29 protein-coding genes are annotated in these 21,518 nt (G+C 65.3%); 10 read left to right on the top strand and 19 right to left on the bottom strand.

What is annotated here, in order from left to right:
• The first annotated feature begins 95 nt into the window (after nucleotides 1-95).
• The 7 genes from petA to ACOYW5_RS22870 all read left to right on the top strand — a co-directional run bounded on the left by petA (nucleotide 96) and on the right by ACOYW5_RS22870 (nucleotide 5,964).
• Nucleotides 96-620, top strand: coding sequence for a ubiquinol-cytochrome c reductase iron-sulfur subunit (gene petA / locus ACOYW5_RS22840; RefSeq protein WP_423069536.1), 525 nt, complete (start codon nucleotides 96-98; stop codon nucleotides 618-620).
• Nucleotides 621-634: 14 nt separating this feature from the next.
• Nucleotides 635-1,924, top strand: coding sequence for a cytochrome b (locus tag ACOYW5_RS22845; protein ID WP_423067175.1), 1,290 nt, complete (start codon nucleotides 635-637; stop codon nucleotides 1,922-1,924).
• Between the two features lie 14 nt (nucleotides 1,925-1,938).
• Entirely contained in the window at nucleotides 1,939-2,802 is an 864-nt protein-coding gene (locus ACOYW5_RS22850; protein WP_423067176.1) for a cytochrome c1, read from the top strand.
• Nucleotides 2,803-2,960: 158 nt separating this feature from the next.
• On the top strand, nucleotides 2,961-3,161 hold the full coding sequence (locus tag ACOYW5_RS22855; RefSeq protein WP_423067177.1) for a hypothetical protein: 201 nt from the start codon (nucleotides 2,961-2,963) through the stop codon (nucleotides 3,159-3,161).
• Between the two features lie 88 nt (nucleotides 3,162-3,249).
• Nucleotides 3,250-3,780: an adenine phosphoribosyltransferase gene (locus ACOYW5_RS22860; protein ID WP_423067178.1), complete on the top strand. Its 531-nt coding sequence runs from the start codon at nucleotides 3,250-3,252 to the stop codon at nucleotides 3,778-3,780.
• A 157-nt stretch (nucleotides 3,781-3,937) separates the two neighbouring features.
• Nucleotides 3,938-4,660, top strand: coding sequence for a response regulator transcription factor (locus tag ACOYW5_RS22865; protein ID WP_423067179.1), 723 nt, complete (start codon nucleotides 3,938-3,940; stop codon nucleotides 4,658-4,660).
• Entirely contained in the window at nucleotides 4,660-5,964 is a 1,305-nt protein-coding gene (locus ACOYW5_RS22870; RefSeq protein WP_423067180.1) for an ATP-binding protein, read from the top strand. The genes ACOYW5_RS22865 and ACOYW5_RS22870 overlap by 1 nt, the downstream gene beginning before the upstream one ends.
• Nucleotides 5,965-6,027: 63 nt before the next feature.
• On the opposite strand, the gene ACOYW5_RS22875 is transcribed toward ACOYW5_RS22870, so the two are convergent.
• From ACOYW5_RS22875 to lgt, 19 genes are all read right to left on the bottom strand, one after another.
• Entirely contained in the window at nucleotides 6,028-6,735 is a 708-nt protein-coding gene (locus ACOYW5_RS22875; protein ID WP_423067181.1) for an EF-hand domain-containing protein, read from the bottom strand.
• A gap of 221 nt (nucleotides 6,736-6,956) precedes the next feature.
• The gene (locus ACOYW5_RS22880; protein WP_423067182.1) at nucleotides 6,957-7,319 is read right to left on the bottom strand and encodes a hypothetical protein; all 363 of its coding nucleotides are present in this window, start codon (nucleotides 7,317-7,319) and stop codon (nucleotides 6,957-6,959) included.
• A 7-nt stretch (nucleotides 7,320-7,326) separates the two neighbouring features.
• Nucleotides 7,327-7,884, bottom strand: coding sequence for a MaoC/PaaZ C-terminal domain-containing protein (locus ACOYW5_RS22885; protein WP_423067183.1), 558 nt, complete (start codon nucleotides 7,882-7,884; stop codon nucleotides 7,327-7,329).
• The gene (locus ACOYW5_RS22890; protein WP_423067184.1) at nucleotides 7,881-8,447 is read right to left on the bottom strand and encodes a MaoC family dehydratase; all 567 of its coding nucleotides are present in this window, start codon (nucleotides 8,445-8,447) and stop codon (nucleotides 7,881-7,883) included. Before ACOYW5_RS22890 ends, ACOYW5_RS22885 begins: the two co-directional genes overlap by 4 nt.
• Before the next feature lie 40 nt (nucleotides 8,448-8,487).
• Nucleotides 8,488-9,030 carry a class I SAM-dependent methyltransferase gene (locus tag ACOYW5_RS22895; RefSeq protein WP_423067185.1) on the bottom strand — a complete coding sequence of 181 codons (543 nt, stop codon included), beginning with the start codon at nucleotides 9,028-9,030 and terminating at the stop codon, nucleotides 8,488-8,490.
• 83 nt (nucleotides 9,031-9,113) lie between these two features.
• Nucleotides 9,114-9,536: a hypothetical protein gene (locus ACOYW5_RS22900; RefSeq protein ID WP_423067186.1), complete on the bottom strand. Its 423-nt coding sequence runs from the start codon at nucleotides 9,534-9,536 to the stop codon at nucleotides 9,114-9,116.
• A gap of 52 nt (nucleotides 9,537-9,588) precedes the next feature.
• Nucleotides 9,589-10,686 (bottom strand): redox-regulated ATPase YchF, encoded by a 1,098-nt coding sequence (ychF, locus tag ACOYW5_RS22905; protein WP_423067187.1) that lies wholly within the window; start codon nucleotides 10,684-10,686, stop codon nucleotides 9,589-9,591.
• Nucleotides 10,687-10,793: 107 nt separating this feature from the next.
• The gene (gene pth, locus ACOYW5_RS22910; protein WP_423067188.1) at nucleotides 10,794-11,528 is read right to left on the bottom strand and encodes an aminoacyl-tRNA hydrolase; all 735 of its coding nucleotides are present in this window, start codon (nucleotides 11,526-11,528) and stop codon (nucleotides 10,794-10,796) included.
• A 62-nt stretch (nucleotides 11,529-11,590) separates the two neighbouring features.
• Nucleotides 11,591-12,229 carry a 50S ribosomal protein L25/general stress protein Ctc gene (locus ACOYW5_RS22915; RefSeq protein ID WP_423067189.1) on the bottom strand — a complete coding sequence of 213 codons (639 nt, stop codon included), beginning with the start codon at nucleotides 12,227-12,229 and terminating at the stop codon, nucleotides 11,591-11,593.
• Nucleotides 12,230-12,354: 125 nt separating this feature from the next.
• The gene (locus tag ACOYW5_RS22920; RefSeq protein WP_423067190.1) at nucleotides 12,355-13,599 is read right to left on the bottom strand and encodes an RNA polymerase sigma factor; all 1,245 of its coding nucleotides are present in this window, start codon (nucleotides 13,597-13,599) and stop codon (nucleotides 12,355-12,357) included.
• Nucleotides 13,600-13,603: 4 nt separating this feature from the next.
• Complete coding sequence (locus ACOYW5_RS22925; protein WP_423067191.1) at nucleotides 13,604-13,978, bottom strand: YciI family protein; 375 nt, start codon at nucleotides 13,976-13,978, stop codon at nucleotides 13,604-13,606.
• A 10-nt stretch (nucleotides 13,979-13,988) separates the two neighbouring features.
• Nucleotides 13,989-14,423, bottom strand: coding sequence for an iron chaperone (locus ACOYW5_RS22930; RefSeq protein WP_423067192.1), 435 nt, complete (start codon nucleotides 14,421-14,423; stop codon nucleotides 13,989-13,991).
• A gap of 114 nt (nucleotides 14,424-14,537) precedes the next feature.
• A complete protein-coding gene (locus tag ACOYW5_RS22935; protein WP_423067193.1) occupies nucleotides 14,538-14,894 on the bottom strand; it encodes a YciI family protein in 357 nt (118 codons plus the stop codon).
• Between the two features lie 90 nt (nucleotides 14,895-14,984).
• On the bottom strand, nucleotides 14,985-15,401 hold the full coding sequence (locus ACOYW5_RS22940) for a YciI family protein (protein ID WP_423067194.1): 417 nt from the start codon (nucleotides 15,399-15,401) through the stop codon (nucleotides 14,985-14,987).
• A 90-nt stretch (nucleotides 15,402-15,491) separates the two neighbouring features.
• Nucleotides 15,492-15,698: a hypothetical protein gene (locus ACOYW5_RS22945; protein WP_423067195.1), complete on the bottom strand. Its 207-nt coding sequence runs from the start codon at nucleotides 15,696-15,698 to the stop codon at nucleotides 15,492-15,494.
• A gap of 58 nt (nucleotides 15,699-15,756) precedes the next feature.
• A complete protein-coding gene (locus ACOYW5_RS22950) occupies nucleotides 15,757-16,689 on the bottom strand; it encodes a ribose-phosphate pyrophosphokinase (RefSeq protein ID WP_423067196.1) in 933 nt (310 codons plus the stop codon).
• A gap of 124 nt (nucleotides 16,690-16,813) precedes the next feature.
• On the bottom strand, nucleotides 16,814-17,590 hold the full coding sequence (pgeF, locus tag ACOYW5_RS22955) for a peptidoglycan editing factor PgeF (RefSeq protein ID WP_423067197.1): 777 nt from the start codon (nucleotides 17,588-17,590) through the stop codon (nucleotides 16,814-16,816).
• Nucleotides 17,587-18,663 (bottom strand): class I SAM-dependent methyltransferase, encoded by a 1,077-nt coding sequence (locus tag ACOYW5_RS22960; protein WP_423067198.1) that lies wholly within the window; start codon nucleotides 18,661-18,663, stop codon nucleotides 17,587-17,589. The genes pgeF and ACOYW5_RS22960 overlap by 4 nt, the downstream gene beginning before the upstream one ends.
• Nucleotides 18,664-18,667: 4 nt before the next feature.
• Nucleotides 18,668-19,537: a prolipoprotein diacylglyceryl transferase gene (gene lgt / locus ACOYW5_RS22965; protein ID WP_423067199.1), complete on the bottom strand. Its 870-nt coding sequence runs from the start codon at nucleotides 19,535-19,537 to the stop codon at nucleotides 18,668-18,670.
• 54 nt (nucleotides 19,538-19,591) lie between these two features.
• Between lgt and ACOYW5_RS22970 the strand changes: the two genes are divergently transcribed.
• From ACOYW5_RS22970 to ACOYW5_RS22980, 3 genes are read left to right on the top strand one after another with little or no spacing between them, the layout of a single operon-like run.
• Complete coding sequence (locus ACOYW5_RS22970; RefSeq protein WP_423067200.1) at nucleotides 19,592-19,834, top strand: accessory factor UbiK family protein; 243 nt, start codon at nucleotides 19,592-19,594, stop codon at nucleotides 19,832-19,834.
• 6 nt (nucleotides 19,835-19,840) lie between these two features.
• Nucleotides 19,841-20,554, top strand: coding sequence for a metallophosphoesterase family protein (locus tag ACOYW5_RS22975; RefSeq protein ID WP_423067201.1), 714 nt, complete (start codon nucleotides 19,841-19,843; stop codon nucleotides 20,552-20,554).
• Between the two features lie 37 nt (nucleotides 20,555-20,591).
• Nucleotides 20,592-21,314 carry a metallophosphoesterase family protein gene (locus ACOYW5_RS22980; RefSeq protein ID WP_423067202.1) on the top strand — a complete coding sequence of 241 codons (723 nt, stop codon included), beginning with the start codon at nucleotides 20,592-20,594 and terminating at the stop codon, nucleotides 21,312-21,314.
• The last annotated feature ends 204 nt before the right edge of the window (nucleotides 21,315-21,518 follow it).

The raw sequence follows: 21,518 nt of genomic DNA on the forward strand, positions 1-21,518 counted from the left end.
CGGTGTTGGCTATGCTCGTGCAGCTACGGCCAACGGACTTCGGGCGCTGATCACGGCACAACAGACGGAAGCTTACCTTGGCGACGCAACCAAATCTGGCTCATCAGGATGCCCCTCAACCGGGACGGCGCGACTTTCTCTACATCGCCGCCGGCGCCGTGGGCGCAGTTGGCGTGGCGGGGGTAACTTGGCCGCTGATCAACCAGCTCAACCCCGATGCTTCGGTCCTGGCGCTCGCCAGCATCGAGTTCGACCTTTCGAGCATCGAAGAGGGCCAGTCGGTCACCATCAAGTGGCGCGGCCTGCCGGTATTCGTGCGCCATCGTACGCCGACGGAGATTTCCGAGGCCCAGGCTGTTCCGCTTTCCGACCTCAAGGATCCGCAGACCGACCAGCAGCGCACCAAGGAAGGCCACGAGCAGTGGCTGATCATGGTCGCCAACTGCACGCATCTTGGCTGCATTCCTGTCGGCGAATCGGGTGAGTTCGGCGGCTGGGCCTGCCCCTGCCACGGCTCGCAGTTCGATACTGCCGGCCGTATCCGCAAGGGCCCCGCACCGACGAACCTCGTCGTGCCGCCCTATGAGTTCGTGTCCGACACGCTCGTGCAGATCGGTTGAGGGGAAGCGTAACCATGGCTCACGAATCCAGCTACGTCCCCGGTAACGTCGTCGAGAAGTGGCTCGACGATCGCCTGCCGATCATCCGGTTCTCGAAAGAGCACCTGATGGACTATCCGACCCCGAAGAACCTCAACTACTGGTGGACCTTCGGCGCGATCCTCGCCTTCATGCTGGGCGTCCAGATCGTGACGGGCATCGTGCTTGCGATGCACTACACCCCGCATGTCAGCCTCGCCTTCGACTCGGTGGAGCACATCCGCCGCGACGTGAACGGCGGCCGCATCATCCAGGCCGTGCATGCGAACGGCGCCTCGATGTTCTTCGCGGCGCTCTACATCCACATGTTCCGCGGCCTCTATTTCGGCTCGTACAAGTCCCCGCGCGAGGTCATCTGGATCCTCGGCGTGCTGCTCTTCGTGCTCACCGTCACCACCGCCTTCATGGGCTACGTGCTGCCGTGGGGCCAGATGAGTTTCTGGGCTGCGACCGTGATCACCAACATCCTCGGCGCCATCCCGGTGCTGGGCACCCCGATCCTCGAGCTGCTGCGCGGCGGTTTCGCCGTCGACAACGCCACGCTCAACCGCTTCTTCTCGCTGCACTACCTGCTGCCGTTCGTGCTCGCCGCCGTCGTCGCGCTCCATATCTGGGCGCTGCACGTGCCGGGCAACAACAACCCGATCGGCGTCGAGGTGAAGAACAGCCGCGAGACGGTGCCGTTCCACCCGTATTATACGATGAAGGACCTGTTCGCGGTCGTGGTGTTCTGCATCCCGTTCGCGTGGTTCGTGTACTTCGCGCCGGACATTCTCGGGCACCCCGACAACTACATCATGGCGAACAGCCAGGTGACGCCGGCCCATATCGTGCCCGAATGGTACTTCCTGCCGTTCTACGCGATCCTGCGTGCCATCGACTTCAACATCTTCTTCATCGACTCCAAGCTCGGCGGCGTGATCTTCTTCGCCGGTGCGATCCTCGTGCTCTTCTTCGTGCCGTGGCTCGATACGTCGAAGGTGCGGTCGGGTACGTTCCGGCCGATCTTCAAGTGGTTCTACTGGCTGTTCATCGCGAACTTCGTGTTCCTGACCTGGCTCGGTTCGGCTCCGGCCGAGGGCATCTATGTGCTGCTCTCGAAGATCGCCACGGCCTACTACTTCATCTACTTCCTCATCGTGCTTCCGCTGCTCGGACGCTTCGAGACACCCCGGCCGCTGCCGGAGTCGATCACGGCTTCCGTTCTCGCCAAGCACACGACGCCCGTGGCGGCTGCGCCCGTCGCGGCTTCGACGACGCACTGACCTCGGGGCCAACAATGTTCAAGACAACAAGCATTATCGGCGCCCTGCTGGTGAGCATCCTGTTTGCTGCGGCTCCGGTCGCAGCGCAGGACCACGGCACAGAGATCCAGAAGCAGTCATGGAGCTTTGCGGGTCCATTCGGTACCTACGACCGCAACCAGCTCCAGCGCGGCTTCCAGATCTTCCGCGAAGTCTGCTCGAGCTGCCATTCGGCGCGCCTTCTGGCATTCCGTAACCTCAGCGAGCCCGGCGGTCCCGAGTTCACCGAGGGGCAAGTGAAGGCGCTTGCCGCCGAATACACGATTACCGATCCGGACACCGAGACCGGCACGCGTCCGGGTATCGCCGCCGACCGCTGGCCGTCGCCGTTTGCTACGAACAAGGACGCGATGGACGCCAATGGCGGTATCGTTCCGCCGGATATGTCGGTGCTGGCCAAGGCCCGCGGCACGACGCAGCCCTTCCCGTGGTGGATCCTCAACTATTTCACGGCCTATGCCGAGGGTGGTCCGGACTACATCTACGCGCTGCTGACCGGCTATCACGAGGAAGTGCCGCACGGCGTCCTCAATGCCGACGGCACGCCGTTCGAGCTGCCGGAAGGCAAGAGCTATAACGCCGTGTTCCCGGGACACGCGATCGGCATGGCTCCGCCGCTGAGCGACGGACTCGTCACCTATGCGGAAGGCGAGACCGGCAGCGTGCCGCTGACGACCGACCAGTACGCGCGCGATGTATCGGCCTTCCTGATGTGGGTCGCCGAGCCGCACCTCGTGGCGCGCAAGGAAGCGGGCATGCAGGTGATCGTCTTCCTGATCCTCTTCGCCGGCCTCATGTACCTGGTGAAGCGGAAGCTCTGGTCGCGCGTCGAGCACTGAGCAAACGCCTAGCGCTGGATTTGCAAAGGGCCCCGCGGGGCCCTTTGTCGTTCTTATCCTTCTCTGCGCAGCGGGGGAGGATAAGAACGGTATCCGCTACTTGCGATTGCCGGTCGCATCATCGATATTGGTGCCGGTACCAGCTTGGGAGGCCGCCCATGTCGATCATCCGCACTGCTATGACCGCCGCCGCGCTGGCACGTACCGTAGTGGCCCATCCCATGGTGCGGGCAGGGATCGCCGCCGCGCCGCTGCTGCTGACGCCCCAGGTCAAGGCTGCGGCGCGCGACGTGACGCTCACCGGCGCCTACAAGGCCGGGCAGCTGGCGCGCAAGATTGTCAACAGCACCAGGCGTTGATCGCGCACGCGATTAGCGAATAGGGCTTCCGGTAACGGGAGCGGCACCCTAAGACTCTGCACGCCAACCATCATTTGCTGTTCGCTCCATGCTCGACCTGAAATCGCTCGTCCGCACGATCCCCGACTATCCGAGGAAGGGGATTCTTTTCCGCGACATCACTACGCTCATCGAGGATCCCGAAGGGTTCAGGGAGAGCGTCGACAGGCTTGCGAGCTTGCATCGCGAGCTTGGCATCACGCATGTCGCGGGCATCGAGGCGCGCGGCTTCATCTTCGGGGCTGGTGTTGCCATCGCGCTAGGCGTGGGTTTTGTCCCGGTGCGCAAGAAGGGGAAGCTGCCCGGCGAGACGATCGGGCAGAACTACGCCCTCGAGTATGGCGTCGACACAATCGAAATCCATGCCGATGTGATCGGACCGGGCGATCGCGTGCTGCTGGTCGATGACCTGATTGCCACTGGGGGCACGGCGCTGGCGGCGGTGTCGCTGCTACGGCGGACCGGGGCAGACGTCACGCATTCGGGCTTCGTGATCGACCTGTTCGACCTTGGTGGAGCTGACAAGCTCCGGACCGCCGGGGTACGGGTCGAGGCGCTGATTCCCTTCGAGGGGCACTGATGCCGCCGCGTCCAGCGGTCTCCGGCTAACGACGGCAGCAACATTCGCCCTGTTCATTGTTGCCCATCGTTGCTGGGTGGCCAGCAGCAAGCTTCGGTCGCAATTCGGTGTTGGATGGCGGCTTGCAAGCGGCGCCGGTCGCGGGAATCTTGTCGCCATGACAGCAACGCCTCACGCCCTTGTCGTCGATGACGATCAGGAAATCCGCAAACTGCTCGGCCGCTATCTGGTCGAGCAGGGATTCAGGGTCACGCTCGCCGGATCCAAGCGCGAGTTCATCGAGCGGGTTTCTGCCGAAAGGCTCGACATCGTCGTGCTCGATGTGCTGCTGCCGGATGGGTCGGGGCTCGACCTCTGCCGCTACATCCGGCAGCGCACGCCACATGTGCCGGTGATCATGGTGACGGCGCTGCGGGAAGAGGTGGATCGCATCATCGGGCTCGAGATCGGCGCCGACGACTATATTGGCAAGCCCTTCAACCCGCGCGAGCTGGTGGCGCGCATGCGTGCGGTCCTCCGCCGCTCGACCAGTGCGACCCCCGCGCAGGCCAAGGAGACGGCCTACCGGTTCGCCGGATTCAAGGTTGATGCGGCTACCCGGTCGGTGACGGCCCCCGACGGCACGCCGGTCGACCTGACCGGGGCCGAGTTCGAGTTGCTGCGCGTCTTCCTCGATCGGCCGGGTCGGATCCTGACGCGGGAGCAGCTCCTCGGCCACACGCAGGGCCGCGAAGCGGGGCCGCTCGACCGTTCGATCGACGTCCTGATGAGCCGCATTCGCCGCAAGCTCGGCGGAGCGACCGGTGACACCCTGTTCAAGACCGTGCGCAATGGGGGCTACCAACTCGCCGCGAAGGTTGAGGTCGGAGACCCGGGCTGATGCGCGGCCTGTGGCTAAACCTGGCCCTCATCTTCGTCGGCTCGGTTTTCGCGGTCATGCTGGTGGCGACTGTGGTCACCTACTTCGTGATCAACATCGGCGACGCGGACCGCATCACGGGGTTCATGGCGCGGCACATGGTGATGACCTCGGACTTCCTGCTCGAAGGGGATCCGCCACCCGGGTCACCCCAGCCACGCAAGCTGCGGTTTGGGGGAGATAAGCCTCCGTTCGAACCCGAAAAGATCGTCACCGAGTTGCCGGCCGGTCGTGAGCGACCCGAGCTGACGATCGCGTTGCAGAAGGCACTCGCCCGCGAAGGCGAGCTGCGCATGGTCAAGGTTATCGACACCGGGCCGGGCGAGTCGGTCGCGGCGCTGGCACTCGGTGATGGTCGGCGGCTGCTGTTCGCGTTTCCGAATCCGCCCGGGCCGCCGCCACAACTGTGGTTCGGACTGCTGGCATGGCTGACGCTGGTGGCGGTCGGCGTGACAGGCGTCGCCATGGTGCTGGCGCGGCGGGTGGCGCAGCCGTTTGCCATGCTCGAGCGGGCCGTCGCGTCGGTTGGACCGGACGGAACGCTGCCGCATGTCCCCGAAGCCGGCGGCAGGGAGGCGCGGCGCATGGCGTCGGCGCTCAACGCGCTGTCGGAGCGGCTCAAGGCCGCCATGGAGAGCCGCATGCGGCTGGTCGCGGCCGCCGGGCATGACCTGCGCACGCCGATGACCCGGATGCGGCTGAGAGCCGAATTCCTGCCCGACGATGATCGCACCTCCTGGCTGGCCGATCTCGACGAGCTCGATGCCATCGCCGACAGCGCCATCCGGCTGGTGAAGGAGGAGGGGGCCGGCGAGGACCACGTTCCAGTCGCGCTGGGTGACCTCGCCCGGGATGTGGCGCGTGAATTGGGCGAAGCCGGTTTGCCCGTCACGGCCGCGGAGATGGCGGGGGCGACGGTTCTGGCGGGGCCGCTGGCGCTGCGGCGGGCGCTACGCAACCTGATGACCAACGCCGCTACGCATGGCAGCGGCGGCACGGTGCGCCTCGAGACTGCTGAGGAGGCGCGTCTTGTCATCGAGGATAGCGGTCCAGGTATCCCCGAGGACATGATCGGGCAGGTGTTCGAACCATTCTTCCGCGCCAATCCGGGCCGCGCGCAGGAGATCAAGGGGGCGGGCCTCGGGCTCGCCATCGCGCGGGAAATCATCGAGCGCTTCGGCGGCAGCATCGAGATCAGCAACCGGCCGGAGGGCGGGTTGCGGCAGGTGGTGCGGCTGCGACTTGCAACACCACCTGCCGCCTGAGCGGCCTGCCGGGTCCAAAGATCGGGCCGCTCATGGACCGGTTTGGGGCCGGTCCATTCCGGCTCAGGCGGCCTGGTCGAAGATCTTCGTCAGGGTCGCGAGCAGATCGCTGCTGGTCGATTGTGCCGAATAGGCCGACTTCGCAGCGGTGAGCAGGTCGAGGGCAAGCGTCGTGGTGTCGTCCTCTTCGCTGTCCTCGCTGCTCGCTTCGCTATCCGCCGGTGGACTACCCGGCGGCGGGTCCATCGGGCGATCGGCCATGGCGCTCTTCAGACTATCAAGGAAATCGGAGGACTCGGTCTCGGTGATCGAACCGTCGCCATCGGCGTCGATCGTCGAGAAGAGTTCAGCCAATTCGTCGGTCGAGACGCCCTCGGCCGCGTCGCTCGATGAGAATTCCTCAAGGCTGATGCCGCCGGAACTGTCGGCATCGGTCGCCGCGAAGATATCCTCATTGCTGAGCGGGGGAGGCGGCGCGCCGCCCATCTGCTGGGCCATGAACTGCATGGATTGCAGCTGCTCCTGCAGCTTGGCGTCGAATACGTCCTTTTCTTCGGACGTGACCGAGCCGCTGCCGTCGGCATCCATGGCCGAGAAAAGTTTCTCGGCGCGTTCGGCGCTCTTGGTATCGCTGGCGCCGCCGGGAGCGCCGGCTTTCAACTCATCGAGCGTGATGTCACCGCTTGAGTTACTATCGATGGAACTGAAGCTGGGTGGCTGGAACGGGCGCATGTACGCCGACCCGCCGCTCCCCACCCCACCAATGGACATTTCGAGACCTCCGTCACCGGCCGGGATCGGCCGCCCGACAAGCAGGTCAGGTGCGGCGGTTAACGATGCATTAAGCGTGTTGGGGCCTGCGTAACCGGGCCTTTCCGGGCGGGCGGTGGCAAGGTTCGGTTACAAATCTCGCAGCTGCGTTCGGCCTCGCCTCACACCGGGAATGACGCAGTGGGTGGGGCACGTCCGGGCCTGAGGGGCAGTTGGCTGAGTCAGGTCCGCGGGCGGCAGGTGAGGACGTTCTTCTCGGTCGTATAGAGCTGCAGCACGTCCTTGCCCTCGGTATCGAAGGCTAGGATGGCCGAGGTGATGCCGGCACCGGAAACGAGATTGCCGGTGAGGAAGGTGACGCCGTTCGACGCCATCTCGACCGTGCCCGAACCGGAGGCGGTGCTGCCGTAGTTGGCAGAGGCATAGCCGTAGGAGCCGGCGTAGATGGTCAGCAGGCCGGCGCGGGTGCCGTCGATATTGGCGCGGCAGCCCCAGTTGCCCTCGACGCCGACGCCGGTCAGCGACTGCGCGGCGGCAGGCGCAGCGAGTGCGGCGAGGGCGAAAAGGGCGAGTGCGATGCGCATGGGCGAGTCAGCTCCGTTGAGCGAGCAACTTCCCCAATCCGGGGATTTTGGTCAACGCCTCAACGATGACCAGCCGAAGCGGCATTTTGAAGTCGCGGAGCTTCAAAAAACTGGCGACTTCGGCGTGATAGACGCGCTCGCCATGCTGGTTCACCGCGTCGATGCGGTTGATCAACAGGCCCCAGCCGGGAATGGAGTTGGATGGGCGCTTGCTGGTGACGGTGAGGGTGTAGGTCACCGTATCACCGGGCCGGACGGGTGCCTTGAACTCCATGCTGTTGACGCCCGGGGAGGGGCCGGAGACGCCCGGCTGCTGGCCGAGTTCGCGCAGCCGCAGCTCCTCGGCATCGAGGGCATCGACCATCTTGCGGTGGCCGACGAGAACGGTGTGCCAGCCCGAGGCAACGATGCCGCGGAAGTGGCTTTGCGCCGCGCCCGCCGGATCGACGTGGAAATACTGCGGATCATACTCGCGGCCGAAGGCGAGGATCTCTTCTTCGGTGAAGGTGTGGCTGCCGAGAGGGAAGGGCTCGTCGACTGTGATGTCCTCGAACCAGCGGGTCATGGCTTGCCACCTCGGGCCCACCCACTCCCCGCCAGGGGAGAGGGGGAAGTACCGTGCTCGACATCATAGGGCTGCTCCGCCTGCGGCTGCAGGCCGGCGTCGGGGTCGCGGCTTTCGATGAGGTTGGCGAGCCGCATGGTCATTACCGGCTGGCCCCTCTGGTTCTTCACGTCGAGGTCGATGGCGACGATGCCCCATTGTGGGTGGTGCCGTGAGCGGCGCAGCTCGGCGATGGTGGCAGTCGCCCAGATGGTGTCGCCCTTCATCACTGGCCGCTTCCATTTGAGATCGGAGAAGCCAAGACCGCCGGCCGAGGCGATCTTGTTGAGGAAGGCGTCGCCGAGCAAGCGGAGGGTCAGCGCTGCCGTCTGCCAGCCGGAGGAAGCGAGACCGCCGAGCAGCGACTTCTTTGCCGCAGCTTCGTCGAGATGGAAGGGCAGTGGGTCGAACTCACGGGCGAAGGAGAGGATCATCTCCTTGGTGACGAGGGTCGAGCCGAGGTTGACCGACTCGCCGACGACGAGGTCTTCGAAATGGCGCCGGTTGGCGGTGATGGGGTTCATGGCCGTTGACGTATACGTCAATCGCGCCTGCCGCGGCAAGTCATGCGCGCCAGGCGTAGACCGCGGCGGGAACGGTCGCGCCGCCGAACTCGGGGACGTCGTAGGCGGCGAGCGGGGTCAGTCGAGCCAGGGGCAGGTGCTTGCGACCGGGGTCGCCGACCATGACGTCGATGCCGGCGGTTTGGAAACGATCGAGTAGGGCGATCGACAGGCGCCCTGGGTGGGCGTCGTAGAACACGTCGCCGGCGAGAACGAGATCGACCGGGGGCAGGGGATCGAGTGAGGCGAGCAATTCAACCGCGACAGCGTTGGCTGCGGCGTTCAGCGCGGTGGCGGCTAGCGCGTAACGATCGAGGTCGGTGGCGTAGACCATTGACGCACCCCCTCTGGCGGCAGCTATCGCTACGATACCGCAGCCCGAGCCGAGGTCGAGCACGGTGCGGCCGGCCACCGTCGCCGGGTGCCCGGCGATATGGCGCGCGAGCACCGCTCCACCTGACCAGACATAGGCCCAGTACGGCGCGGCGCGGGTCTCCTCCTCCAGCCGCCGCAGGCCACTGCCGGGATGCGGGGTGTAGAGCACGATCTCTGGGAAGCCGCGGGCTGGTTCGAGCCGCAGGTAGGTGCGGATGAATTCCGCCGGATCGGGGGCCGCCGGATCCGGGCTCAGCTTAGGCCCCAGATGGTGGCGACGCTGAACAGCCCGCAGAACAGCAGGTAGCTGACGAGGCCGAAACCGATCAGCCAGACCGGCAGACGATAACGCGCATCTGACGAGATCACTCCGACCCAGCCGAGCAGGCCAATGCCGCCCAGAACCAGGAAGAACAGCACGCCGAACCAGCCCATCATGTCGTAGACGTAGCTGACGACGAACGGCGAGATCGCGGTGGCGACGGCCGTGACCGCGAGCCACTTGGCGCGGGCCTCCCTGCGCTGCACCGCGACGACGATGCCGAGGACCAGCAGCAGGATGCCGGCGACAGGCAGGATCGACTGGACAGTGACCTGTCCCGCCGCCAGGGCAGCCGGCGCACTGAAGTAGGCGGACGTCATGGTCCACCAGGTCGAGATCATGTTCTGTAGCATCGCCCCCTCCGGCGCGGCTCCAACAGCGCGGGTCCTTACCGCGCCACCGGGATCAGGTGTTAAATTTGAACAACATCACGTCGCCGTCCTTGACGACATATTCCTTGCCTTCGTCGCGGGCCTTGCCCGCTTCCTTGGCCGGCACTTCGCCGCCAAGCGAGACGTAATCATCATAAGCAATGGTCTGGGCGCGGATGAAACCGCGCTCGAAATCGGTGTGGATCACGCCGGCAGCCTGCGGGGCGCGGTCGCCCTTGTGGATGGTCCAGGCGCGGGTCTCTTTCGGGCCGACAGTGAAATATGTCTGCAGGCCAAGCAGTTGGTAGGCTTCGCGGATCAAGCGATTGAGGCCCGGCTCGTGCAGGCCGAGCGACTCGAGATACTCGTTCTGCTCCACGTCGGGCAGTTGGGCGAGCTGGCTCTCGATTTCGGCTGAGATGACGATCACTGCGGCGTTGTGCTGCCTGGCGTACTCCTCGACCTGTTTGGTCATGGCGTTGCCGGTCGCGGCCGAAGCTTCGTCGACGTTGCAGACGTAGAGTGCAGGCTTCGAGGTCAGCAGCTGCAGCTCGCGGAAAGCCTTCTCCTCTTCCTCGCTGCGCTTCACCAGCCGGGCGGACTTGCCTTCGGTGAGGAGCGCGAGCGAGCGGTCGATGAGGTCCAGAGTGACCTTGGCTTCCTTGTCGCCCTGCTTGGCCTTTTTCTCGATGCCGTTGCGGCGCTTCTCGAGACTCTCGAGGTCGGCGAGCATCAGCTCGGTTTCGACCACTTCGGCATCGGCGATCGGATCGACCCTGTTGGCCACGTGGATGATGTTGCCATCCTCGAAGCAGCGCAGCACGTAGGCGATGGCGTCGCATTCGCGGATATTGGCGAGAAACTGGTTGCCGAGACCTTCGCCCTTGCTGGCGCCCTTCACGAGGCCAGCGATATCGACGAAGCTCATACGGGCGGGGATGATCTGCTGGCTTTTGCCGACCGTGGCAAGCTTGTCGAGCCGGGCGTCAGGCACCGCCACTTCGCCCGTATTGGGCTCGATGGTGCAGAAGGGAAAGTTCGCGGCCTGCGCGTTGGCGGTGCGGGTGAGAGCGTTGAAGAGCGTCGACTTGCCGACATTCGGCAGGCCGACGATGCCCATCTTGAAACCCATGGGGGATCTCCGGAAATCTTTGCGCCTCACATCGGGTGAAGAGGCGCGGAAGTCAATCGGTTTGGTGCGCTTGGCTGCCCCTCACCGGGATAAGGGGCGATCGGCGCTCAGTCCTTCTTGAACAGCTTCTTCAGCATGTCCGCCATCGGTCCCGTCGCCGGCACCTTGGCTTGCGGTTCGGTCGGTCGCGCGGCGCGGATGTGGCTCTGGGCCGGCGCTTTCTTCCGCGTCGGGTCGGCGGTTTCCGGCCGCTGTATGCGTTCCGCCCCGTCGCCTTGTACGGCGATGGCGAGCTTGTTCATCAGTCCGTTGTCGTCGCCCTTGACGATCATGATCGCGTTGTCCGCGACCGCGTCGAGCAGCGGAATCAGCCAGGCCTGCTGCTCGGCCTTGCTGAAGTCGCCCAGCACATGCGGCATCACCAGGTCCTTGTGCCCGGGATGACCAACACCTAGGCGGACACGGCGGTAGCCGAGGCCGATCTGCGGATCGATGGAGCGCAGCCCGTTGTGGCCGCCATTGCCACCGCCGATCTTTACGCGGGTCTTGCCGGGGGCGAGGTCGATCTCGTCGTAGAGCACGGAGATGTCGGCCGGGCCGAGCTTGTAGAAGGTGGCGACCTTCTGCACGCTGTCGCCAGAGGAATTCATGTAGGTCTGCGGCTTCAGCAGCAGCACCTTCTCGCCGTCGATGTTGCCTTCGGAGATCAACCCCTGGAACTTCTCGCGGAACGCGGGGAAGGCATGCCGGCGCGCGATGGCGTCGACGGCGAGGAAGCCGATATTGTGGCGGTTGTTGCGGTACTTGTCCCCGGGATTGCCGAGGCCGACGATGAGATGCATCGGCTAACTTCCAGGCAGCGAGGGGCAGGGAGGGAGGCGGGCCGGAGCCCGCCTCGAAGTCGTTATTCCTTGGCGGCGTCGGCGGCCGGAGCGGCCTCTTCAGCGCCTTCCTCGGCTTCTTCCGAACGCAGGCCCGACGGAGCAACGATGGTGGCGATCGTGAGATCGGCTTCGTGGCTGTGGTCGACGGCGCCCTGCGGCAGCTTGATCGAAGAGATGTGGACGCTATCACCAACGTCGAGACCGGTGAGATCGACAACCACTTCCTCGGGAATGTGGTCGGCATCGACAGTCAGATCGAGCGTGTGGTGGACGATGTTCAGCACGCCGCCGCGCTTGATGCCCGGCGAGTCTTCCTCGTTGATGAACTTCACGTGCACCTGGACATTGAGCTTGGTGCCCTTGCCGACGCGCAGGAAGTCGACGTGCAGCGCCTTGTCCTTGACGGGATCGAGCTGGTAGTCGCGCGGAATGACGCGGTGCTTCTCGCCATCAACCTCGACGGTGATGATGTGCGACAGGAAGCCACCGGCGTAAATGGACTTCATCGCCTCGTTGTACGAGATCGAGATCGGCAGGGGAGCCTTTTTGTCACCGTAAATGACGGCAGGAATGAGCCCCTCACGACGCAGTGCACGAGCGGCCCCCTTGCCCACCCCGCTCCGCGCCTGAGCCTTGAGCTCCTTAGCAGCAGTAGCCATTGAATGTTCCATTCATGGGTTGGTGTGAACTCTGATTGGTCAAAGCTCACGCACCCGTCCTCCAGGGGTGACGGGTGCTTCATGGGCGGTGGCTATAGTGGAAGACGCCCGGCTGGGCAAGGGGATCAGCCGTCTTGCAGTGCGACAAGCCTGCCCTGAAGATAGCGACGAACGGCGTTGTCGGTCGAGAGACCGATGGCAAGCGTCAAGGCCTCGCGCGCCTCGCCCTTTCGTCCGGCCAGTGCCAGCAGGTGGCCGCGGGCGGCCCAGTAGGGCTGGTAGCTCTGCATGCGCGGGTCGTCGGCCAATGGTTCGATCTCGGCCAGCGCTGCCTCGGGCCCGTCGAGCTCGGCGATCGCCAGGGAGCGGTTGAGGGCGACGACGGGCGAGGCGCTGATCGTGTGGAGGTGGCCGTAGAGCGCGAGGATTGCCGGCCAGGTTTTCACGCCGCGGGTCAGGCGCGCCACGTGGGCGGATTGGATCGCCGCCTCGAGCTGATAACGGCCGGACGGGCCGCCGGCATTGGCGGCCCGCAGCAGGTCCTCGGCGAGGGCCATCTGCGAATCATCCCAAAGACTTGTGTCCTGATCCTCGAGCGGTACGTAGGCGCCGTCGGCGGTGCGGCGGGCCGGGCGCCGCGCCTCGGTGTAGAGCATGAGCGCCAGCATGCCCTTGGCTTCGGGTTCGTCCGGCAGGAGCGACACCACCAGCCGCGCCAGCCAGATGGCCTCGCCCGCGAGTTCCACCGAGGACGCATCGCCGATCTCGGCCCAGCCCTTGGAATAGGCGGCATAGATGGCGTCGAGTACCGCATCGAGGCGTTCGGGCAATTGCTCCTTGTCCGGCACGCGGAAGGGGATACCTGCATCCTTGATGCGGGTCTTGGCCCGGACGAGACGCTGGCCCATCGTTGCTGGGGGGATCAGGAAGGCGGCGGCGATGTCGATGGCGGTGAGGCCGAGGATGGTCTGCAGGATCAGCGGAGCGCGCATGCCGCGCTCGATCGCCGGGTGGGCGCAGGCAAACATCAGCGCGAGACGCCGGTCGGGGATGTCCTCGGGCGTTTCGGCGGCGGCTTCGATCTCGTCGGCCATCATGATCAGATGCTCCTCGCCGGCCTTCCGCGTAGTGCGGCGGCGCAGCGCATCGGTCTGCCGGCGGCGGGCGACCGTCAGCAGCCAGGCTTCCGGATTGTCCGGGACCCCCTCGGCCGGCCACATGCGCAGGGCCGTGGCAAAGGCTTCCGCCAGTGCGTCTTCGGCGCCGGCGATGTCGCGTGTCCGGGCGGCCAGGAAAGCAACGAGGCGGCCGTAGCTCTCGCGAGCCACGCGCTCGGCCGTGGCCCTGGCCTCGTTGCTGTCGCGCGGCATACGCCTAGTCCCGCCGTAGGCTCTTGTCGGGCCGGGGGTAGGTGTCGGCGAGGGGGCGGATCTCGATCGAGCCGTAGCGCGAACTCGGGCAGCGCTTGGCCCAGGCTATGGCTTCATCGAGATCGGCCACGTCCAGCATGAAATAGCCGGCCAATTGCTCCTTGGTGTCGGCATAGGGGCCGTCGAGCACGTCGGTTTTGCTGCCGGCCGTGCGGACCGTGGTCGCGGCCGAAGCCGGTTGCAGCCGCTCCCCGGCCGACGACTGGCCGCCGGCCTTGGCCAGTGCCTCGTTGAAGGCGGCGTAATCGGTCCAGAGCTCCTTCTGCGGTGCGTTGGCGAGGGCGACCTCGTCATGGTGGATCAGCATCATGTAGCGCATGGGGCGATCCTCAGCTCACGGCCTGCTTGACTAGCGCGGTGATGCGGGCTTCGTCGGCCGGCGTCAGCTTCAGGATGCCGAAGCTCGTGGGCCACATGTTACCGTCGTCGAGCTTGGCCGGATCGTTGAAGCCGAAGGTCGAGTAGCGCGCCTTGAACTTGCCGGCGTCCTGGAAGAAGCAGACGTTCTTGCCGTCCTTGTAGTAAGCGGGCATGCCGTACCAGAGCTTGGCTTTCAGCTCGGGCGCCGCGGCGAGGACGAGGTCGTGGATGCGCGCGGCGATCTTGCGGTCCGCCTCGGGCATGGCGGCGATCTTGTCGAGTACTGCCTTGGCATCCTCGGCTTCGCCGGCGCCGCGCTTCTCGCGCTTGATCTCCTCGGCACGTTCCTTCATCGCCGCCTTTTCTTCGGCGGTAAAGTTTTCGGACGTCTTCTTGGTGGCCATGATTCTTCTCCTTGTAGCGCCGAGGTATCGTTCCCCGACGTTACAATGACGGCGCAGCGACCGCCATTTCGACTCGCTGCCGAAAAATCTTGGCGGCGAGTCGAAAGATGTGCTTCAGGCTGCGTTGGTGGGCCAGATCAGGCGAACTTCGATAGTGCCGGTTCGCGCTGCGGGACAGCGCTCGGCCCAGTCGATTGCCGTGTCGAGATCGGGGACGTCGATCACGTAGTAGCCGCCCAGCTGTTCCTGGATCTCGGGGTAGGGGCCGGCGAGGACAACGGCCTTCTTGTCGCGCACCCGCACTCGCGTGGAAGCGCTGGTCGGGCGCAGGCGATCGCCGCTGACCCAGGCGCCCGATTTCACCAGCGCCGCGTGATAGGCCGCGAACTCTTCGCTCATGCCGGTATCAGCAACGGTGGGGACGGTATTCATCGTGGTCTCGTCACCCATGATGAGCATCATGTATTTCATCTCTGTCTCCTTGCGGCGCCGGACGCGATGCCCGGCTGCCACGATGACGCGGCGAAGAGGAGCACTTCTACAAACGAAGGCGAAAAAGATTCAGCTGGGTGAATAGCCCGGATGATAGGGCCGGATTTCGATCGATCCCCACTGCGCGGCAGGGCAGCGCGTGGCCCACTTGATGGCCTCGTCCATGTCGGGCGCTTCGATGATGAAATAGCCGCCGAGCTGTTCGCGCGTTTCGGCGTAAGGGCCGTCATGCACCTTCAGTTCGCCACCCTCGTTGGCGAAGTAGACGTGGCCGCTGGGCGTGGTCTGGCGCTTCACTTCGCCGCCCGCCATGCGGATGGTCCTGGCTTCCCAGGTCGGCTGCAGGGCGGAGGTGGCAACGAAGGCCCCGGCCTTCTCGAGCGCCGCCTGATAGGCCGCCATGTCCCGCATGGCATCCTTCATGTCCTCGGGCGGAATCTCGGCGCCCTCTTTCTCGTCGGCGTAGAGCATCAGCATGTAGCGCATGGTGGACTCCTCTCGTTCGCAACATAGCCCTTCGGGACAATGTCGGGCGAGGAGGCGCGATTTCGACAGATTGTGCCTTTTACCGGCCCGTCAGTGCGGTTTCGACCTCTGTTTAAAGCCGCCGCTCATGTTGTCGTGGGGAGCGGTCTTGGTCTCGGGTTTGGACGGGTGCTGCAGGGCGCGCGAAGTCTCCCGCACCTTGTCGATCGTGGCGCGATCGCCGATGCGATCCCTGGGGTTGTTGACCGAACGGCCGAGGTCGTCCTGGTTGTCGTCGATTTGTCGTTGCCGGGTCATGGCTGACTCCTCTCGCTAGGAGAGAAACCGCTCGTCTTCCTCCCGGTTCCGACACATTTCAGTCAAGCAGGCTGGAAACGCTCTGCTCGCTGGCGGTGCGGGCGATGGCTTCGCCGATTAGCGGGGCGATAGAGATGCGACGGATGTTCTTGGCGGCCTTGGCCGCGTCCGTCGCCTCGATTGAGTCGGTGATCACCAGTTCCTTGAGCTTGCTCGCCGCGATGCGCTCGGCGGCGCCATCGGAGAGGACCCCGTGGGTGATGTAGGCTGAGACTTCGGTCGCTCCGGCCTTGAGCAGTGCTTCCGCCGCATTCACCAGCGTGCCGCCGGAGTCGACGATGTCATCGATGAGGATACAGGCGTGGCCGGCAACATCGCCGATGATGTTCATGACTTCGGAGACGCCGGCACGCGGGCGGCGCTTGTCGACGATGGCGAGATCGGCGCCGATGCGCTGGGCCGTGGCGCGGGCGCGGGCCACGCCGCCGACGTCGGGCGACACAATCATCACGTTGCCGTTGGTGTAGTGCTCCTGGATGTCGCGAACCATGACGGGCGCGCCGTAGAGGTTGTCCGTCGGGATATCGAAGAAGCCCTGGATCTGCGCGGCGTGGAGATCGAGCGTGATGACGCGGTTGACGCCGGCCTCGGTGATCAGGTTGGCCACCAGCTTGGCCGAGATCGGCGTGCGCGAGGCGGACTTGCGATCCTGCCGGGCATAGCCGAAATAGGGGACCACGGCGGTAATGCGGCGGGCCGAGGAGCGGCGCAGCGCATCGGACAGGATCAGCAGTTCCATCAGGTTGTCGTTCGCCGGGTAGGACGTCGACTGCAGGATGAAGACATCCTCGCCACGGACGTTCTCGTGGATCTCGACGAAGATTTCCTTGTCGTTGAAGCGTTTGACCGTGCAGTCGGTCAGCGGAACTTCGAGGTAGCTCGCAACGGCTTCGGCAAGGGCGCGGTTGGAATTACCGGTGACCAGTTTCACGCGCGCGCTCCGGTGCTATCGGCCGGGCGGGAGTTGCCGGCTCCTGATGCGCGGGTCTCTATCGGACGGCGTGCCGGGAAGCAATGCGCCTTGTGACGGATGAATGAAGGATTTGTGCGGAGCGCTACAGCCCGCCCAGGCCGATCACGCTCAACTGTCGCCCCGTGATGATGCTTTTGTGCGTCGCATAGCGATGGGAGAAGTATTTCTTGGGCTCGGCATACGTGCAGATCCGGAGGTCATCGACGACCCCGACGCCGGCGGCCATCAGGTGGTCGAAGACGAAGCCGGGCAGGTCGAAATGCTCGCGCCCGCCATCCGGCCTCGTGATGCGGTTCTCGGCATCGCGATGATCGCGCAGCAGGTTCGCGGCGAACTCCGGGCCAACTTCGTAGTTGGGACCGGAAATCGTCGGCCCGATGGCGGCGACGATCCGGTCAGGACGGGCACCGAGATCGACCATGGCGGCGACGGTCGCTTCGGCGATGCCGCCGGTGGCGCCCTTCCAGCCGGCATGGGCCGCACCGATGACGCGGGCTTCGGAGTCGGCGAAGAGGATCGGCGTGCAATCGGCAGTGAGGATGCCGAGGGCAAGCCCGTGGACACGGGTGACGAGAGCGTCTGCCTCCGGCACATCGTCGGGCGAAGGCTGGCGGGTGACTTCGAGCACAGTGACAGAGTGCACCTGCTTCACTGTCACCAGCTGCTCGGACGAAAAGCCAAGCAGGCCAGAGATTTGCTCGCGGTTCTGCGCAACATGATTCAGCTTGTCCCCGGCGGAGATCGACACGTTCAGCGACGCAAACTCGCCGGTCGAAGCGCCGCCGCGACGGCCGAAGAAGCCGTGGCGGATGCCGCTCAGGCGCTCGAGCGCGCGGCTCTGTTCGAACGGGATGCTCATGTCGGGAATCCGAGGGCTTCGATGTCGCCGGAATGGGCGCAGAAGACCTTGAACAGCGTGCCCATCTCCTCGGGTGCGGTCAGGCGCTTCAGGGCGGCGCCGATCTCGTCCATCTTGGCCGGATTGGCCCGGGCCAGCGCCGTGGCGCGCTCGACAATGCCGAGTGCGCCGAGGAAATCGCGCTGGGTGGACAGTTTCTCGACCGTAAGACCGAGATCGGCCGCCACTATGCCGAGGGCGCCGAAACTCACGTGGGCGCTCAGATCGATTTCACCGGGGGATTCAAGCGGATCGGCATAGGCATGGCTGCGGACGGCTTGCAGCGTTTCGCCGGTCTGTAGTTGGGCATAGCCGTAGTCGATGGCAAGGAGGGCGCCACGCTGGTCGCGGATGCGGCTGCCCAGCGCCTGGATGATATCGGCGGAGGCAAGGCTGACCTCGTAGATCTGACCGGGCGCAGCACCGCGCACGGGCTCTGGCATCGAGGCTTCGGGGATTGGCGTCGGGTTGAGGCCGAACACGCGCTTGCCGTCACGCAGCCCGACCTGACGTTCGTGCCAGGCGTCTACCCCCTTCACGAACTGGCGGATCGGCATGGCGTCGAAGAACTCGTTGGCGACGACGAACAGCGGGTCTTCGGAGACCGCGTCGATCTCGGAGGCCCAGTACGGATTGTACTTCCCGAGCCGCTCGGCCTGCTGGGCCTTCAGTGCCGGGTTTGTTTCGAACAGCTGCAGATGGCAGGCGTCGAGGAAGCCCTCGGCCTTGGCGGCGACACGCAGCGCGTCCTGCATAAGAGTGCCGCGGCCGGGGCCGAGTTCGAGCAGGGTGAAGCTGGGCGGCTCGTCCATCTGCTGCCACAAGTTGACGAGGAAGAAGCCGATCAGTTCGCCGAACATCTGGCTGATTTCAGGGGCGGTGACAAAATCACCGCCGGCGCCGAGCGGATCCTTGCCGGTGTAGTAGCCCGAGCGCGGATGGGTGAGCGCGAGGCTCATATAGGTCGCGATCGACATCGGCCCGTTCTGGGTCAACTGCATGTCGATCAGTTCGCCGAGCGTGTGATCAGCCATGTTGTCAGGCATTCCTAGGCCTCAGCGGGTAGATCACGAGGCCGACGCCGGCCACTAGAATGGGGAGGCTCAGCACCATGCCCATGGTGAGCCAGCCGCCATAGAGGTAGCCGAGCTGGGCGTCGGGCAGGCGGAAGAACTCGACGAAGATGCGGGACAGGGCATAGCCGATGCCGAAGATGCCGGCGACGAGGCCGGGGTGCTTCAGCGCCTTCAGATGGTTGGTGGCGATGCGGATGACGATGAACAGCAGCACCCCCTCGAGCAGCGCTTCGTAGAGTTGGCTCGGGTGCCGCGGCACCTGGTCCGGATCGGTGGGGAAGATCACGCCCCAGGGGAGGTCGGTGGGGGCGCCGTAGAGCTCGGCATTGATGAAGTTGGCGACGCGGCCGAGGAACAGGCCGATCGTGCCGATGGCGCCGAGCAGGTCGAGCCCCGAGAGGATGTTGCCTCCCTTGTGGCGCACGAACAGGGCCATGGCGACCATGATGCCGGCGAGGCCGCCGTGGAAGCTCATGCCGCCGTCCCAGAGTGCGATGATCTCGCCGGGGTTCGCGGCGTAGTAGCCGAAGTTGTAGAACAGCACGTAGCCGATGCGGCCGCCGATGATGATGCCGACGACGGCCCAGAAGGCGAAGTCCCAGATGGCTGGGGGCTCGAAGGGCGGGCGGTTGTCTTTCCACAGCCCGTGCTTACCCAGGAGCGTCGTCGCATAGGCGGCACCGCCGAGTACGCCCACGAGGTAGGCGAGCGCGTACCACCGGACGATGAAGGGCCCGATGGCGAAGGCGACTGGGTCGATATTGGGGAAGGGCACGCGAAGCTCCGGCAGGAGGGGAGTGAGACCTTTTAGCCTCCGGCTGGCTCTGGTCAAGGCGCGCCGACCCGCCTAAATAGCGCTGTGCAACCCGTTGAGAGGACACGTCCGATGAGCCAGGGCAGCAAGATATTCGACGAGCTGGGCAAGCTCATGAACAACGCCGCCGGCGTCGCCGACGGGGTGCGCCGGGAGATCGAGACGGTGGTGAAGTCCCAGCTCGAGCGGCTGGTGGCGGACATGAACCTCGTCAAGCGCGAGGACTATGACGCGCTGCGCGAGCTGGTGCAGGCGCAGAGCGCTGAGCTCAAGGCGCTGAAGGCCGAAGTCGACGCCCTCAAGTCCAAGGGCTGACCGCCGGTGCGGCTGGCTGTTATCTCCGATGTGCATGGGAACCTGCATGCGCTCGATGCCGTGCTCGATGACATCGCGCGGCAGAATGTCGACGCAACGGTCGCGCTCGGCGATTTCCTGAGCGGGCCGGGCGATCCCGTTGGCGTTGCCGACCGCTTTATCGAACTCGACGTGCCCAGCGTACGCGGCAACCACGATCGCTACATCACCGATGGGCGTGAAGAGGACTGGCACATCGATGCGCTGGTGCGCGGGCTGCTGAACGATGGCCAGCGGACCTGGCTCGCCGCGGTGCCGCCGACGTTGCTCTATGAGGAAGACGTCTTCCTCTGTCACGGCACGCCGCGCGACGACAATGGCTCGTTCATGGACCATATGGTCGGCACGATCGCCGCGATGCACTCGCGCGAGCATATCGAGCACGAGGCGCAGGGTTTCGACCACGCCGTGCTGCTCTGCGGACACACGCACGTGCCGCGCAGCTTGCGGCTCACCGACGGGCGGCTGCTGGTGAATCCGGGCAGTGTCGGGCTGCCTTTCGAGATCGGTTCACCCGATGCGCGCTACGCCATTATCGAGAAGCGCCGCTTCGGCTGGAACACGGAACTTCACGCCGTTGCCTATGACCATGACGCAGCGGCGAAACAGGCGCTCGACAAGGGGTATCCGAGGTGGGCGGAAGCGCTGACTTACGGCTGGGCCAGTCCGAAGGGGCTTTAGCCGTGCCGCCGCCGCATTTGGCCGGGAGGGTTTGGGCATGAGAATCGCGGTCATATCCGACATTCACGGCAACCGGCTGGCGCTCGAGGCGGTCGAGGCCGACATCGCCATGGTCGGGGTCGATGCCACGATCAATCTCGGCGACCTGTTCGCGGGTCCGCTCGATCCGATCGGCACCGCCGACCTCCTGATCGAGCGCGACTATCCGACCGTGATCGGCAATCACGACCGGTACATGGCCGAGGGCCTGCCCCAGTCGAAGCAGCCAGTGGACAAATACGTCACGGAGCGGTTGAAGCCTGTGCATCTCGAGTACCTGCGCAGCCTGCCGGCGACGCGGGACATCGAAGGCGAGGTCTTCCTCTGCCACGGCACGCCGCAGAGCGACGAGGAGCCGTGGCTCGATGCGTGGTGGAACGGGCGCACTGTGACGATGCCGGGCGAGGAAGAGGTCACCCGCCGCGCTGCCGGGGTCGATTTTCCGGTGCTGCTCTGCGGACACACGCACGTCTCCCGTATCGTGCGGCTTCGCGATGGGCGGCTGGTGGTGAACCCGGGCTCGGTCGGGCTGCAGTTCAATTATGGTGCACCGGACGCCCGTTATGCGGTGCTGGAGCGGCACGGCGGCAGGTGGGCCGCAAGCATCCGTGGCGTGCACTATGATTTCGAGGCGGCGGCGCAGCAGGCGATCGCCAACGGCTTCCCGCACTGGGCGGATGCGATCCGCACGGGCTGGCCGAGCGCGATCGGGCTGTTCTAAGGGCGAGATCGGGGCCGCTCCCCTTCCGGCGCTACGCGCCACCTTCTCCCCGTCGGGGAGAGGGTGGATCGGCCACCGCCCCCACTTCACCCAACCGTCACATGTTCTGCTGAGGCGCGAAGTATAGCGCGAGTCGGGGCAGGGCGGGTGTGCCAAAATCGTTCAAACGGGCTGGGGACAGACTCGGCGCTTTAACACCCTGTT

The organism is Devosia sp. CN2-171, from assembly GCF_049354815.1.
Classification (GTDB): domain Bacteria; phylum Pseudomonadota; class Alphaproteobacteria; order Rhizobiales; family Devosiaceae; genus Devosia_A.